Origin of the sequence: Lactococcus sp. EKM203L (assembly GCF_011800585.1) — a bacterium.
Classification (GTDB): domain Bacteria; phylum Bacillota; class Bacilli; order Lactobacillales; family Streptococcaceae; genus Lactococcus; species Lactococcus lactis.
In genome coordinates this window covers 22,927-36,604 of record NZ_JAALEQ010000004.1, presented here as the reverse complement: position 1 = coordinate 36,604, position 13,678 = coordinate 22,927, and the positions used below count along the sequence as shown (strand labels likewise).

Annotated in this window: 19 protein-coding genes; 1 reads left to right on the top strand and 18 read right to left on the bottom strand. The window is 33.8% G+C overall.

All coding sequences use genetic code 11. From position 1 onward, the window contains the following. Positions 1 to 27 precede the first annotated feature (27 nt). The 8 genes from nusG to HFD15_RS08375 all read right to left on the bottom strand — a co-directional run bounded on the left by nusG (position 28) and on the right by HFD15_RS08375 (position 7,311). The gene (gene nusG, locus HFD15_RS08410; RefSeq protein ID WP_003129977.1) at positions 28 to 585 is read right to left on the bottom strand and encodes a transcription termination/antitermination protein NusG; all 558 of its coding nucleotides are present in this window, start codon (positions 583 to 585) and stop codon (positions 28 to 30) included. A 197-nt stretch (positions 586 to 782) separates the two neighbouring features. Continuing rightward, positions 783 to 977 carry a preprotein translocase subunit SecE gene (gene secE / locus HFD15_RS08405; protein ID WP_003129978.1) on the bottom strand — a complete coding sequence of 65 codons (195 nt, stop codon included), beginning with the start codon at positions 975 to 977 and terminating at the stop codon, positions 783 to 785. Between the two features lie 110 nt (positions 978 to 1,087). Beyond that, positions 1,088 to 1,237: a 50S ribosomal protein L33 gene (gene rpmG, locus HFD15_RS08400; RefSeq protein WP_010906305.1), complete on the bottom strand. Its 150-nt coding sequence runs from the start codon at positions 1,235 to 1,237 to the stop codon at positions 1,088 to 1,090. A gap of 40 nt (positions 1,238 to 1,277) precedes the next feature. Then, the gene (locus HFD15_RS08395) at positions 1,278 to 3,095 is read right to left on the bottom strand and encodes an acyltransferase family protein (RefSeq protein WP_039116455.1); all 1,818 of its coding nucleotides are present in this window, start codon (positions 3,093 to 3,095) and stop codon (positions 1,278 to 1,280) included. 101 nt (positions 3,096 to 3,196) lie between these two features. Further along, positions 3,197 to 5,428: a PBP1A family penicillin-binding protein gene (locus HFD15_RS08390; protein ID WP_003129980.1), complete on the bottom strand. Its 2,232-nt coding sequence runs from the start codon at positions 5,426 to 5,428 to the stop codon at positions 3,197 to 3,199. A gap of 308 nt (positions 5,429 to 5,736) precedes the next feature. Beyond that, positions 5,737 to 6,372 carry a DUF421 domain-containing protein gene (locus tag HFD15_RS08385; protein WP_058207954.1) on the bottom strand — a complete coding sequence of 212 codons (636 nt, stop codon included), beginning with the start codon at positions 6,370 to 6,372 and terminating at the stop codon, positions 5,737 to 5,739. A 16-nt stretch (positions 6,373 to 6,388) separates the two neighbouring features. Beyond that, positions 6,389 to 6,820, bottom strand: a complete 432-nt coding sequence (locus tag HFD15_RS08380; protein ID WP_010906308.1) for a DUF3290 domain-containing protein — start codon at positions 6,818 to 6,820, stop codon at positions 6,389 to 6,391. 113 nt (positions 6,821 to 6,933) lie between these two features. Beyond that, positions 6,934 to 7,311, bottom strand: a complete 378-nt coding sequence (locus HFD15_RS08375; RefSeq protein WP_003129983.1) for a pyridoxamine 5'-phosphate oxidase family protein — start codon at positions 7,309 to 7,311, stop codon at positions 6,934 to 6,936. Between the two features lie 204 nt (positions 7,312 to 7,515). Between HFD15_RS08375 and HFD15_RS08370 the strand changes: the two genes are divergently transcribed. Then, on the top strand, positions 7,516 to 8,382 hold the full coding sequence (locus HFD15_RS08370) for an RluA family pseudouridine synthase (protein WP_025017140.1): 867 nt from the start codon (positions 7,516 to 7,518) through the stop codon (positions 8,380 to 8,382). A gap of 37 nt (positions 8,383 to 8,419) precedes the next feature. On the opposite strand, the gene HFD15_RS08365 is transcribed toward HFD15_RS08370, so the two are convergent. From HFD15_RS08365 to HFD15_RS08320, 10 genes are all read right to left on the bottom strand, one after another. Continuing rightward, on the bottom strand, positions 8,420 to 9,229 hold the full coding sequence (locus HFD15_RS08365) for a metal ABC transporter permease (RefSeq protein WP_014570791.1): 810 nt from the start codon (positions 9,227 to 9,229) through the stop codon (positions 8,420 to 8,422). Then, positions 9,222 to 9,959, bottom strand: coding sequence for a metal ABC transporter ATP-binding protein (locus tag HFD15_RS08360; protein ID WP_012898617.1), 738 nt, complete (start codon positions 9,957 to 9,959; stop codon positions 9,222 to 9,224). Before HFD15_RS08360 ends, HFD15_RS08365 begins: the two co-directional genes overlap by 8 nt. Positions 9,960 to 10,135: 176 nt before the next feature. Continuing rightward, positions 10,136 to 10,978, bottom strand: coding sequence for a metal ABC transporter substrate-binding protein (locus tag HFD15_RS08355; RefSeq protein ID WP_015427160.1), 843 nt, complete (start codon positions 10,976 to 10,978; stop codon positions 10,136 to 10,138). Continuing rightward, a complete protein-coding gene (locus tag HFD15_RS08350; RefSeq protein ID WP_003129992.1) occupies positions 10,975 to 11,412 on the bottom strand; it encodes a zinc-dependent MarR family transcriptional regulator in 438 nt (145 codons plus the stop codon). The genes HFD15_RS08355 and HFD15_RS08350 overlap by 4 nt, the downstream gene beginning before the upstream one ends. Positions 11,413 to 11,493: 81 nt before the next feature. After that, a complete protein-coding gene (locus HFD15_RS08345) occupies positions 11,494 to 11,769 on the bottom strand; it encodes a hypothetical protein (RefSeq protein WP_255457174.1) in 276 nt (91 codons plus the stop codon). Positions 11,770 to 11,816: 47 nt separating this feature from the next. Continuing rightward, complete coding sequence (gene comGF, locus HFD15_RS08340; RefSeq protein ID WP_029344525.1) at positions 11,817 to 12,263, bottom strand: competence type IV pilus minor pilin ComGF; 447 nt, start codon at positions 12,261 to 12,263, stop codon at positions 11,817 to 11,819. After that, positions 12,226 to 12,522 carry a competence type IV pilus minor pilin ComGE gene (gene comGE, locus HFD15_RS08335; protein WP_010906316.1) on the bottom strand — a complete coding sequence of 99 codons (297 nt, stop codon included), beginning with the start codon at positions 12,520 to 12,522 and terminating at the stop codon, positions 12,226 to 12,228. The genes comGF and comGE overlap by 38 nt, the downstream gene beginning before the upstream one ends. Then, positions 12,494 to 12,853 carry a competence type IV pilus minor pilin ComGD gene (gene comGD, locus HFD15_RS08330; RefSeq protein ID WP_023188582.1) on the bottom strand — a complete coding sequence of 120 codons (360 nt, stop codon included), beginning with the start codon at positions 12,851 to 12,853 and terminating at the stop codon, positions 12,494 to 12,496. Before comGD ends, comGE begins: the two co-directional genes overlap by 29 nt. A gap of 31 nt (positions 12,854 to 12,884) precedes the next feature. After that, positions 12,885 to 13,181 (bottom strand): competence type IV pilus major pilin ComGC, encoded by a 297-nt coding sequence (comGC, locus tag HFD15_RS08325; protein ID WP_167593410.1) that lies wholly within the window; start codon positions 13,179 to 13,181, stop codon positions 12,885 to 12,887. 217 nt (positions 13,182 to 13,398) lie between these two features. Next, positions 13,399 to 13,677 (bottom strand): YjcQ family protein, encoded by a 279-nt coding sequence (locus HFD15_RS08320; protein ID WP_167593411.1) that lies wholly within the window; start codon positions 13,675 to 13,677, stop codon positions 13,399 to 13,401. Position 13,678 lies beyond the last annotated feature (1 nt).

Genomic DNA, 13,678 nt, shown 5'->3' with positions numbered 1-13,678 from the left:
TGTGGCTTTTTTTATTATAATACTTAATTAGGCTTGAATATCTTCAATTTGGTGCATGTCCAATTCAACTGGAGTTGCACGACCAAACATATCAACAGTCAGAGTCAATTTGTCGCCATTGATTTCTGTGATTGGAGCTTCAAATCCTGAAAAGGCACCATCAACAATACGAACACGTTTTCCAACAAAAACATCAAAGTCAATTTCACGAACAACTTTGCCCATGCCAACCAAAATATCTTGAATTTCTTGTTCAAAAAGTGGTGTAGGTTTTGATCTATTCCCGTGTGAACCAACGAATCCAGTAACATTTGGTGTATTACGGACAATAAACCAGGCTTCATCAGTCATATTCATTTCAACCAAAACATAACCTGGGAATAAGTTTTCTTCAACTTCTTTCATTTTGCCGTTAACTTCTGTACGAATTGTCTCAGTTGGAATTTCGACACGCAAAATTTTGTCAGCCATGTTATAAAGTTCAGCACGCTCAAGCAAATCTTCTTTAACTTTACGTTCATACCCTGCATAGGTTTGAATAACGAACCAACCTTGGTCAAAACTTACTAAATTATTATCTTCCATTTGAAATACCTCTGTATTTATTTTTTTTACTTAATCAGTTAAAATCCCAGCTGACAGAAATCTGTCAGTAATTTGGGTACAAGAAAAAGGGCCAAGCCCTTATCAGATAATATTATTATATCATATTTATCTTGAATTAAAAGGACTTTTAATAAAATTAGAAAAGAAAAATCTGTCAAAACTGACAGATTTATAGATTATTTAAGAAATGGGATTAAATGGTTAACACTAAATGTAATTCCATGTTGAGTTACCCAATCGAAAATTATGATGAACACCAAGAAGAAAGCCGTATATTCAATGACCATAAAAAAATCACGAACAGATTGTTTTCTGCTTGGCCAAGTGGTTAATTTCATTTCTTCAATAATGCTACCAATAAATTTAAACATAATCTTTTCCTATCACTGCCACAAATTTACTGACAGAGTCCATTTCTTATAAAAGTTTACTGACAGAATGTCAGTTCGACGTGTTTAAACCCTATTAAAGTAAATACGATTTAACGCGTTTCTTTGTGTAATGTGTGTTTGCCACAAGTACGACAAAACTTTTTAACTTCAACTCGTTTTTCTTTCGCAACTGACGAAAGATTGAGGGTGTAATTTCGTGAACCACATATGGTGCACGCTAATCCAGCTTTTCTTAACATATTATCTCTTATTCTATCAAAAATTATTTAGAAGCGCAAACTATTTTTCCACATTGGTCAGACTATTAGCTACTAAAGCGGCGTATTTTTCGGCCCCTGTTCCTTTAGGATGAATATTATCACTGTAGAACCATGAACTTTGACCAGATGCTTTTTTATTCCAATCAATAATTTTCAAATTTTTATATTTCTTTGCCATTTTCGTCAGCAAATTATTATTAGGTTTTGCCCAAACACGGTCTGCGTGGACATTCATCCAATAAACAGGTTTATTACCTGCCACTTTCATCGCAGCATCAATTTCATCTTCTTTAATTGTTCCATTTGTTCCTAGACCAATTAAGTAAGCATCAGGATTAGGCATTTTTGATTTAGCATTCGTTAAGTCTGTCGCCAATGACTCTGCTTGTCTTCCAACTGCTGCATCAATATACATATGTGGAAAAACTTCTTGAAGATTTGTAGAAGCAGCAACCATAACCGAATCTCCAAGGGCTAGAACATTCATTTGAGAAGCTTTTTCAGCAACTACAGGTTGAACCTTATACTTTTCTGCTACCGCCTTTAAGGACATCGGTACTTTGTTGTTAGCCTCAGCCAGTTGTTTCTTTTGTAGTGCAACCTGTTGGGCCATTATTTTTTCTTCAATCACTCGTTGGTCATGGGGTGAAGGCGGTGAAAAAATAATGAAACCTAAGCTTATTAGAGCAAGCCCTGAAATGAGCATCGGTAAAATATTCTTTTTAAGTTTCCAACCTTTTTCTCGAACAAAATTTTGAAGGATTCCTAAAATATTACTATAATCAAAGCGCTGCGTTGGTAGCTCAATCAAACGATATGAAAGTTCCGTCAGAATAAGAATGAGCGCCAATTGCCAAATTAAATTATACCAAGCGGTAGGAGCAAGTACCTTAGCTTCAGCGAAAGCAAAAACAGGAAGTTGCCACAAGTAAATTCCGTAAGAACGTGAGCCAATATATTCAAAAACAGGGTTTGAAAATAGCTTGTTAGTCGGAAGACTTGGATGTGCCACCAAAGCAACCATTATCACACTGGCCAAACTTGCTAGCCACATTCCGCCATAATAAGTAAATGTCCCTTGAGCAGGCATAAAGATATAAGCAAGCAGCAAAAGCAAAGATAATCCAATAGTCAACTGCCAAGCAATTTTAACCGCTCGTTTATTAACCTTATGTGAAAGTTTATTCAAAGGCCAAATGAAAGCAAGACTAGCCCCCATCATCAAGCTAAAGAAACGCGTATCCGTTCCATAATAAACCCGCGTTGGGTCTGCTCCGGGAACGAAAAGAATTGCCATCCAAATTGCCGAAATCAAGGCCAAAACATTAGCAATGACAAAAATCCTACCTCTTTTTTTAACAAATTTTAGCAAAACAATCAACAGCAAAGGCCAAAGGATGAAGAATTGCCCCTCGATTGATAAATAATAAATATGTTTAAAAGGTGAAGCACCCGCAATATCAGCAAAATATGAACTTCCTTGCGAAATTTGCCACCAGTTTTGAACCGAAAATACAGCAGAAAGGAAATTAGAACGTAATCCCGCCCACAAATTAGGTTGAAAAATGATGATATAAGGTGTCACAAGAAGAAAAATTGCAACTAGTAAAGGATAGAGACGCTTTAATCTTCTTCCCCAAAACTTCCAAATATTAATCTTCTTATTTTTTTCATACTCGCGAAGGAGCGAATCCGTCACCAAATAGCCCGAGAGAACAAAGAATAAAACAACACCAAGAAAACCACCCTGAACATGGTTTGGCCAGAGGTGATATAGAATAACTGTTAAAACACCAATCGTCCGTAATCCATTAAAACCTGTGACGTAACGCTTCATTTTTCTTCTCGATTTCTATCTTTATTCTTTAAAATTTTCTTGTCTTAAAACTACTACGCTTTACCTCTAATTCTACCATATTTCTACCTCTTTTTTCAGTTTTAGTTGCCAAAAATCCCTTTAACTTTATCCCAAGCATTTTTAGCTGCATCTCCAATATCTTTACCTACTTTTCCAAGGTCCAAACCACCAGAATCTGAAGACGATGAAGAGCTAGAACTAGAGCTTTCTGGTGTATTTCCAGTCGTGTGAGCTTCTGCTTGTTCTTGGTCCACAATATCATCTTGATATTGTCTTTGTTGAGTCCAATAAGGTTCTTGTGCGGCAACACCTGCTTCCGCATAAGGATTTTCAACTGTAAATGCCGTTCCTTTAGTATAAGGCAACATATAACTAGCTTCTTGACGGAAAATGACTGAGGTTTGTCCTTCTGATGAACCTGTCAGTTTATATTTCCCATCCGCATAACCAACCCAGAGAGCCATAACCACATCCGGTGTATAACCTACTACCCATTGGTCTTGGTCTTCATTGGTTCCTGTCTTACCAGCAAGTGTATAAGACTTAGGTGAAGCTTTCCAAGCAGAACCATTAGTATAAGTCCCCAGCATCATTTGAGTCATTTTGTCAGCTGTATCTTTACTAATAACCCGTTTTTTGGTTACCTTTGCTGTTTTTACAACTTGTCCTGCAGCATTTTCAATTTTAGTAATCAAATGCGCATCATTCATCACTCCGCCATTTGCGAAAACTTGATAAGCCTGAGCAATTTGCCATGGATTCGTTTCAACTCCAGCTCCGAGTGCCGTCGGTAAAACATCATTTTTACTACTTAAATCTAAACCAAACTCACGCCCTAAAGCATTTCCGACTTTTGGTCCAATCGCTTGATATGTATTAATAGCTGGAATATTATATGAATTTGCTAAAGCAGTATACATTGGGATTTGTCCACGCCATTGATTATCAAAATCGGTTGGTTTCCAGCCATTATAATCTGCTGGTGAATCATCAACCGTTTTATCAATTGACCACCCCGCTTCAATTGCTGGAGCGTAAACAATAAGAGGTTTGATAACTGAACCAGGAGAACGTTTAGACATTGTGGCATAGTTATAATCAGTAAAGCTATTTGAACCTTCTGTATTAACATTTCCGACAAGAGCATTGACAGCTCCCGTTTTAGGGTCAATAGCAACCGAAGCAGATTGGGCATAAGTTCCATCAGATGCTTGTGGGAAGAAACTTGGGTCAGAATAAGTCTTTTGCAAACCGGATTGCATATTTTGGTCCATGCCCGTATATATCTTGTAACCATTATTCATGATTTCTTGTAATGTCAGACCATACTTGCGTTCCGCTTCAGAAATTACAGCATTATAATAGCTTGGATATTTATATTGACTACTTTTAGATTGATAATTGTCTTGCAATTGAGCTTGTAAGTCAACTTTCATAAAAGTATCTGCCTGTGACTGCTCCAAATAACCAGCATTAACCATATTTTGCAAAACTGTATTACGTCGGTCAGTCGCATATTTTCCTTTTTCGTAAAGAGGATTATAAATTTCTGGCCCTTTTAACATTCCCGCAAGACTGGCTGCTTCATCAACAGTTACTTCACTTGCTGGAACACCAAAGTATTTCAAAGCTGCATCCTGAATTCCCCAAACACCATTACCAAAGTAAGAATTATTCAGATACATATCAAGAATCTCATCTTTACTATAATGTTTATTGATTTCAAGTGCCAAGAAAAACTCACGCGCTTTACGGTCAATCGTTTGTTCTTGAGTCAAATAAGCATTTTTGGCCAATTGCTGAGTGATTGTTGAACCACCACCAAAACGCCCAAGAGTAACGGCTGCTAGAGCAAAACGTTTCAAATTGACACCATGATTTTTATAGAAAGTTCTATCTTCAGTTGCCACAACAGCATTTGTAATATTTTTGGAAATTTGGTCAATCTTGACCGGTGTTCCTTTTTGACCATAAAGATTTCCAGCTTCATTATTATCTTTGTCATAAATGACTGTTTGTGCCGAAATAGAACTTTGCAGTACTTTAACATTAGCTGTTTTAGCTAAGTAAAAAAGATATGAACCTGTCGAAACAATGGCTACTAAGACAAAAATAATTGTGATTTTTGTCAGATTATAACGTTTCCAGAACCGTTTAATTGGTTTCATGAATTTACCGAACTTCGTTTTAGCCGGTTTTTCTATTTCTTCTTCAAGCTTTTTTTGTTTTTTAGGGCGTAAATTAGGAATTTTTAAACTATTTTTTTTAGATTCCTTTTTATTACGCCGACTGAAATTATTATTTTCAGACATATATCGTTCCTCAGATGCTTTTTATTTCTTTACTTACTCAAATGAATACAGCAATACCTTATTTTAATACTTTTCTGCTTTTTTTGCCTTACATCTTTGTAAGGTATTTAGATTTCATTTTTTCAGTTCTGATTATTTTACCAAAAATCCCTTTGGCTTACAATGTAAGTTTGTAAAACGAAAGGGATTTATGTTTTATTATAAAGGTTTCTCTAGATTTTTCAATTGTTTCACTTCTAACACCAAAATTCTATTTATAATTTAGCTAACTAACTCTAAATTAAAACAAGAGTATTCGCTTTCTAATATTATTTTGTATATCCGTAAAGTTTAAGTTCACCTGATAAGTATTCTCCTAAATATATTTCCTTAATTTGGTTATATCCTTGCAGATTAATTTGTTGTTCAAGCCAATTTTCATCTTTATCAATTAATTCGAGAACATCAAAATTAGCTTGTCCATCAACAATAATTGGATATTTAATATTTTCACCACCAAATTCAATCAATGTCAATTGACCATTTTGTTCTAAAATAGCTCTTTTAACATTATGTATCTCATAGATACCATTAGAACGTAATTTAAACATTAATTCATTAGCAGAGATTCCATTTTTGAGACATTCATTTACTCTCACTTTTCCATCTTGAATCAGAGTCAATGGTTTACCATCAACGATTAATTTTACATAGCGATTGTGCTCCTTTGCAAATTTTAAAATTAATACTAACAGTGTCCATATGATTAGAACCAAGACAAATTGTAAAACCGTAATAGAATCATTATAGATGACTCCACCAATAATTCCCCCTAAAACATAATTTTGAACTTGATCCATTGCTGATGAGGGGGCAAGATTACCTTTCCCCATTAAATTTATTTGAATAATTAAACAAATAATACCTAAAGCAAATTTTAGTATTATTGGGCTGTATAATTGCATTTTAACTCCTAATTTTTTATTTTTCGGGATTAATCAAGTAACTTTTAGTAAGGGTGTATGACTGTTGATCAGCACTAAGGTTAACTTTATAATAATCACCTTTTATCTTTACAATCACACCATCAGCTAATTGCGTGGAATTAACAAAAATATTATTTTTATTCGTTCTTTCGTTTTTAGCGACTCTTTCAATAAATCCAACCATCTGTGAAGATTGAGTATGCTTAGACTGATTAATTTGATAATTTGAATATTGTATACCAATCTCTAAAATAATAAATAATAATAAAATAATACTAAGATCTCTATATTTCGTTTTAATTCTATGCTTAATATATATAGCAAATACAATAACAAGAACTACAAGACTCCCAAAAATAAAGATATATCGAAGATAATCACTAAGTCCAGCTTGCGATTTTAAAAATTCAATATCATAAAATTTCATATTTTTCACCCCTTAATAACTATTATATTAAAAAAATGATTAATAAATCATTTTATAATTATTCAAACCTCATTTAATTTTATAAATAAACCTTCTAAGATGAAATATTATCTTTATAATAGTTGTTCTACTTCCACCGGAGTAAGTTCAAGAACTGCTCGCAAAAATGGATACTTTTCTTTCATCATTTCAAATTCTGGACCATTTGAAATAAGTTTTGCTTTAGCACTCACCCTAAAGCCAATCCCTTGATAGCCATTTTTACCTTCGACTTCTCTAACCCCAAGCATCAGATAAATTGTATCATTCACTTTAATATCTTCTTCTAAATAATGCATCCCTGCTGCTGGTGCCAATATTCGTTCATCACTGGTAAGCTGTAAATAAGAAATCCATGTTCCTGTAACATGAGGACTTTTCTCTGCTCCCCATGAAGTGAGGGAAACTGAACCTTCATATTTTAATGTTTCTTTAAATTTTTTTGTTAGCATTTTTTTCTCTTTCTATAATTCACTCATAATATTTATTATTTTTTACATTTTGAGTTATCTTTATTACGTATTTTTAAGAAGATACTTTGATTATAACAAACCTAGAGTTAATTGAAAAGTAATTCTCTTGATAATCCCGATGCTGTCACCCTTTCAGTTTCTTATATTTTTGGGCCAAATAAAAACTTATAGTATAATGTGAATATGGAATATAACTTCATTTTACCCGAAAATTTTATAGAACAGCCTGTCTCTGATTTACTCGAAAAAACTTGGTTCATTCCTCGTAAACAAAGACACTTTCTAAGAATGAAAAAACATTGCTTAGTCAATAACAAGCTTATTAACGAAAATCAGCTCGTCCATGCTGGAGATAAAATCACTCTTATTTTTGATAATGAGGATTTCTCTAATTTATCTCTAAAATTCGGTTCAGCAAATTTAGCTGACATCCTTTATGAAGACGAACATTTGATTGTTGTTAATAAACCTGAAGGAATGAAGACCCACGGAAATACGGCTGATGAATTAGCTTTACAAAATCATGTTGCAGCGGCAATCAATCAGGAAGTTTTTGTTGTCCATCGCCTGGACCAAGCAACATCTGGTGCTGTTTTATTTGCAAAAAATCAATTTGTTCTCCCTATTCTTGGTAAAATGTTTGAAGAAAATAAAATTCATCGTGAATACTTGGCACTAGTCAAAGGTCATTTCCCAGAAAATCAATTTACCATTGATCGGGCCATTGGTCAGAATCGCCATGATAAAAATAAACGAATCCTTTCCGCAAAGGGTCAAAAAGCAGTGACTCATGTTGAGATTATCAAAAAATTTACTGACAAAACTCTTGTTAAATGTACCTTAGATACTGGAAGAACTCATCAAATACGCGTCCATTTATCTTCTCTGGGGCACCCTATTATCGGTGATGCTTTGTATGGCCCAAAAACACAGGAAAGAATGATGCTTCATGCTGATAAAATTATTATTCCCCATCCATTTGAAAATAAAATTTTAGAAATTCCAGCAATTAGTACTAGCTTCCTTGACATTTTAAATAAAACAAAATAAAAAGAAGTGATTTTTACCACTTCTTTTTATTTATTTCTTAGGCTCGAATCAATCGTTTTAAACTTGAAGTTACCAAGAAAAGGACGATGAAAATTAAAGTAATTGCAGCAGATGCTGGAGCATCCATATAGTAAGAGGCAATCAAGCCAGCATTTAAACCAATAAAACTTACAATAACCGAGATAAACAACACAGCTTTAAAAGATTTGCCTAGACGCATCGCAATTGAAGCAGGTAAAACCATAATTGCCGAAACAAGTAAAGCCCCCGCTGCAGGAATCATCAAGGCAATAGCAACCCCCGTGACAATATTAAATGCAATCGAAATCCATCGAACAGGAAGTCCATCAACAAAAGCTGTATCTTCATCAAAAGTCATCACGTAAAGCGGACGTAAAAAGAGAATAAATCCAAGTAAAACGACAGCTGCTAAAACAAAAAGCATAATCACTTGCGATAAGGAAATTGTGATAATTGAGCCAAATAAATATTGCTCCAAACTAACACTTGTTGCTCCTTTTGAGGAATTCAAAATCAAAAGGGCAATGGCAAGTCCTGCTGACATCAAAATGGCCGTCGCAATTTCCATATAGTTATGATAAATTGTTCTTAAATACTCTAGAAAAACAGCCGCAATTACAACTGTAATTAAAGTTGTAATCGTTGGATTCCAACTTAAGAGAACCCCAAAAGCGACACCGGCTAATGAAACATGTGATAATGTATCTGACATTAAACTCTGTCTACGTAGTACAAGAAATACACCAAGCAAGGGAGAAAATATTGAAATAGCGGTTGCTGCTAAAAGAGCGTTTCGCATAAAATCATACTGAAATAATTCAAACATCAGTTTCCTCCTTTAATTCTTGTTGCTTTTCTTGAGCTACTCTATCGCGGTCTGTATGCAAATCAAAGCAAGCAAATTTCCCATTTTTATCTTTCAATAAATGGATATTTCGGTCAGCATAATCTTTCACTTCTTCCGGATCATGAGTGACCATTAAAACAGATTTTCCATGTTTATGAGCCGCATGGTGCATCAATTCATAAAAGTCACTACTTGATACATCATCCATTCCTGTTGTTGGCTCATCAAGAATAAATAAGTCAGGATCACTAGCAAACATTCTTGCAATAGCAATTCTTTGCTTTTGCCCTCCAGAGAGTTCACCAATACGCTTATTTCTGTAGTCCCACATTCCTACTGAGTCAAGGGCTGCCTTAACGTGTTCTGAGTCGTGAGCTGTCATTTTTTTAAACCAACCTTGTCTCGGATAGCGTCCGCTCATAACAAATTCATGAACCGAACTTGGAAAACCAGCATTAAAACTTGCAACTTGCTGAGGAAGATAAGCAATTCTTAATTTTTCTCCTCGGTTATTTTTGGGAGAAATTTTTATTTTACCTTTTTTAGGTTTTAAAATTCCCAAAGTTGTTTTTATAAGAGTTGATTTGGCAGCACCATTCTCACCTGTTAAGGTGACAAATTCACCGGAATCAACATGATAGCTGATATTTTCTAAAACTGGCTCTCTATCATAATAGAAAGTCAAGTTTTCAACATTGATATATCTCATTTTTTCTCTTTATATCTCTAATAGTAATTCTTATTTCGATGTTTTTCTTACTAATCTATTTTTATTTCAAAAACACGAAACTCCCGTTCATGAGAACGAGAGTTTCAAGGAGTTTTATGAAAAGATTTTTTGGAAGAAATTCATTATAAATCCTTCATCTTAATTTTTCCTTAAACTCACTTGATAGTTTTCTTTAAAGCAGTCAAATTATCTTGCATCAGTGTGAGATAATTGTCACCATTTTTTTTCTGCTCGTCAGATAATCCTTCAACAGTATTGATACCAATAAGGTTCGCCCCTACTGATTTTGCTAAAGTCTCAGCAATTTTACTGTTAGCATTTCCTTCAAAATAAACATTTTTTAGTCCTGCTTTTTCCATTTCAACTTTTAAATTAGCTAGCGTTGATGCTGAAGGTTCTACTTCTGGATCCAATCCAGCAATCGCAATTTCTTTCAAACCATAATCACGACTTAGATAAGCAAAAGCTTCATGTTGTGTAATAAATGTTTTTTGTTTAGCATCTTTCAAAGTATCAAATTCACTGTCTAGCTTTTTCAATTTAGCGACATAACTCGCTGCATTTTTTTCAAAAGTTGCTTTATCATCTGGGAATTTTTTCCCAAGCTCAGAGGCAATGGTATTAACTTCAATAATTGCTTGCTTTGGACTAATCCAAGTATGAGGGTCACCAGATATCTTATCAACATCCTTGCTGGCTTCGATTTTAATCCCTTTATTATTTACTTTTTTGGCCCATTTTTCAAGGTCATTAGAATTGTAAACAATAGCTTCAGCATTTGTCATTGTCGCAACTTGCTTTGCACTTGGTTCAAATTCATGAACTTCCTGATTAGCAGGGACAATATTTTCGACATCGACTTTGTCACCAACAATTGCCTTCGTAAACTCATACATTGGCTCAAAAGTCGTGACAACTTCTGGCTTACTGGCTGATTTTTGACAACCTGCCAAGAGTAAAACTGCTGGAATAGCAAGTAACATCAATATCTTTTTCATTGAAATTCCTCCGTAAGTGCTGATAAGAATTTACTTATCACTTCTTGTTCTTCGTCAGTAAATTTGTTCCCTAATTCCTGGTAAGTACTCAGAGTTTTCTCGTGATGAGTAGCATGCTCCTTAGCAACCGGAACCGCTTTTTCTGTCAAGCTCCAAAGGACCACGCGTTCGTCATTTGTGGCTCGACCTGATTTAATTAGTTCTTGCTCTTGTAATTTCTTTAGAGCTTTAGTTACTGCTGCTGGAGAAATCTTTAGTTTTTCGGCAATTTTAGCATTTGTCGATATTTGTTCTGCCAAAAGCATTAAAATATGTTCTTGTGTGCTCGTTAGTTTCACATCACTTTCACACTTACCAAGTAATATTTCATGCTTATTTTCTGCAAATTGCATGATTGTCCCAAGAAACTGGTCGATTTGATTTGCTATACTCATCGTATTTCGTCCTCCATAATTAGTTTACTGGTTAATTATATAGCAAAGAAAAAATAATGTCAACCAGTTAACGTTATTTTTTTATTTTTTTATTTGAAAGTTTGTGCCATCTTTTAGATGGATACTAAATTGATAGGTATTTTCATCACTTGAATGGTCAGTAATTTTTGAACTAGCTGACGAGTCTGTCAGTAAATTGTAGGACAAATCCCCTGAATCAAAATGAATTTGACCTTGAGATTTTAAATCAGTCTTTAAAGCTACTGACACCATTAATTCAGCTGTTAACTGCTCCTTTTCACTTCTTAATTGTCGAGCATCATCTATTTGCCTTTCCAAATAGAACTGAAGAAACATTGAAAACATCAATAATAAGACTAGCGTATATAGAAGTATTCCTCCTCTTACGTATCTTCTGGAAATTGATAAATAAATGTTCTTTCACCTCCTTGATTAAAATCAATTCTTATGGTTATTAAATTTTTAGTAGCTTGAATCTTAGCCGCTTTTATATCATAAAGCATTGGCTGATAACCCTGACCTTTGTCATCAGTCTTCCGGAAATCATCACTCATAAAACCAAACCTTAGTTTTTTATCTTTAGTTACATACAGAAAATTCTGTTCTACCCTATCTAATTTTGTTCCTGAGAGTTCAAAACGCATTTGCTGACAGAAAATTTGCCAATCTTTTATGCTATCACTTTGACTAATCGCCACTTGTTCTTTCAACATCTTTGTTAAACCTGAGATGACAAGGACTGAACCAGAAATTGCAAGAAGTGCCACCAAACACTCCAACAAGGTAAATGCTTTAACTTTGAAGTTCAAGTCGCATAATTTCCTTTCCATGATTACTAATAATCAGTAAATTTTGGTTTTCTTTTATCTTTATATCAGAACCGTTGATTGATAATTCTGTTAAGTGACTTTCAATCGCCATTTGTGCCACGTTTAAAGCTTCAATCTTTTGATTTTCTTCCGTATCTTTTTGTCTTACTTGCACAAGAGAACTTACGATAAAGCTGACTAGAAAAGCGAGTAGAGCTATACTAATTAAACTTTCCAAAAGCAAATATGCCTTAACTGATTTTCTTTTTAAATTTTCCACTGCCTATCTCCAATTGATAAGTGATGAACTTTTTTTCGTAAGGTAAAGAAATTGTGAGTTTTTGTAAGCTAGAATTCTCTCCCTTATCATCAAATTTAACTGTAAAATCTTTAACTGCTACCTCCTTTGGAATTGTGATACTTCTATCTTCACAGATTAATTCTTGATTTTTAGCAACTAAACTTTCAGATTTTTGAAGCAGTGCAGCCTCTTCTTGACTCCTTTTATAGAAATTTTCAAATTGAAGAACAAACAATTCTCCCTTAAAAAGATGGACTGTTTGTATTATTTCTGAAGAAAAAAGAGTTGTGATAAAAGAAATAATCAACAAAACTAGAAGAGACTCTAGTAAAGTAAATGCTCTAGTCATTAAAATTTCGTTCTTCATTTTTGTTCTGATCATAGTAATTATCGTAAGCAGAAATTTGTTTTTGAGTAATCATCCCAGCGTTGAGCAATTCTGACAGACTCGGCTTCTCATCATCATGATCTAATTCATAAAGTTGAGCTTGACTTTCTACTACTTTTACAACTGCCGCTTCTCCAGTTTTTTGAACTTGTGATTTTTCTTTAATTAAATTTGGAACAAATAGTAATATCAAAATACTAATAATAGCTAGTACAATTAACATCTCAATTAAGGTAACTAAAAAACTCATTTTAAAGAGTTTCTACTATTATATAGTTCCTAAAGTTTACATTTTTAAAGAAAAAAAGGTGAAATGGTTACATAGGGTATGCATGTTAACTTTTTACCTTTTTTTGATAAATATGTTAAGTTTTCAAAATAAAAAATGCCAGCAAAATGCTGACACCATGTTTAAGAGTTTCATTATATCATATTTTATATTTTAAGAAACGATATGATAGTGATAATCATTTAATCCAATCTCTCAGTTCCTTCAGTCCTTTATAGGCTTTCTTCCACCCTTTATTATCTTCTAAAAATTGCTCTCCTTGTTCCGTTAAACGGCCCCACATATAAATTGTATTATCAGCATAAGTATTACCAATAATATATCCTTCTCTTTGAAGAAAGCCCCCTTGCTCAAATATTTCTTGCTCAGGAATTTCTTCACTCTGTAATTCAATAAAAGGGTCTTTCTTTTCATCTAATGTTTTTAAGATTACATAGCGCAGTTTCTTCTTGTCCATT

Excerpts from the sequence above, each read along its gene's own strand:
- nusG (WP_003129977.1), bottom strand. The coding sequence starts at position 585 with ATGGAAGATAATAATTTAGTAAGTTTTGACCAAGGTTGGTTCGTTATT.
- secE (WP_003129978.1), bottom strand. The coding sequence starts at position 977 with ATGTTTAAATTTATTGGTAGCATTATTGAAGAAATGAAATTAACCACT.
- rpmG (WP_010906305.1), bottom strand. The coding sequence starts at position 1,237 with ATGTTAAGAAAAGCTGGATTAGCGTGCACCATATGTGGTTCACGAAAT.
- HFD15_RS08395 (WP_039116455.1), bottom strand. The coding sequence starts at position 3,095 with ATGAAGCGTTACGTCACAGGTTTTAATGGATTACGGACGATTGGTGTT.
- HFD15_RS08390 (WP_003129980.1), bottom strand. The coding sequence starts at position 5,428 with ATGTCTGAAAATAATAATTTCAGTCGGCGTAATAAAAAGGAATCTAAA.
- HFD15_RS08385 (WP_058207954.1), bottom strand. The coding sequence starts at position 6,372 with ATGCAATTATACAGCCCAATAATACTAAAATTTGCTTTAGGTATTATT.
- HFD15_RS08380 (WP_010906308.1), bottom strand. The coding sequence starts at position 6,820 with ATGAAATTTTATGATATTGAATTTTTAAAATCGCAAGCTGGACTTAGT.
- HFD15_RS08375 (WP_003129983.1), bottom strand. The coding sequence starts at position 7,311 with ATGCTAACAAAAAAATTTAAAGAAACATTAAAATATGAAGGTTCAGTT.
- HFD15_RS08370 (WP_025017140.1), top strand. The coding sequence starts at position 7,516 with ATGGAATATAACTTCATTTTACCCGAAAATTTTATAGAACAGCCTGTC.
- HFD15_RS08365 (WP_014570791.1), bottom strand. The coding sequence starts at position 9,229 with ATGTTTGAATTATTTCAGTATGATTTTATGCGAAACGCTCTTTTAGCA.
- HFD15_RS08360 (WP_012898617.1), bottom strand. The coding sequence starts at position 9,959 with ATGAGATATATCAATGTTGAAAACTTGACTTTCTATTATGATAGAGAG.
- HFD15_RS08355 (WP_015427160.1), bottom strand. The coding sequence starts at position 10,978 with ATGAAAAAGATATTGATGTTACTTGCTATTCCAGCAGTTTTACTCTTG.
- HFD15_RS08350 (WP_003129992.1), bottom strand. The coding sequence starts at position 11,412 with ATGAGTATAGCAAATCAAATCGACCAGTTTCTTGGGACAATCATGCAA.
- HFD15_RS08345 (WP_255457174.1), bottom strand. The coding sequence starts at position 11,769 with ATGTTTCTTCAGTTCTATTTGGAAAGGCAAATAGATGATGCTCGACAA.
- comGF (WP_029344525.1), bottom strand. The coding sequence starts at position 12,263 with ATGGAAAGGAAATTATGCGACTTGAACTTCAAAGTTAAAGCATTTACC.
- comGC (WP_167593410.1), bottom strand. The coding sequence starts at position 13,181 with ATGAGTTTTTTAGTTACCTTAATTGAGATGTTAATTGTACTAGCTATT.
- HFD15_RS08320 (WP_167593411.1), bottom strand. The coding sequence starts at position 13,677 with ATGGACAAGAAGAAACTGCGCTATGTAATCTTAAAAACATTAGATGAA.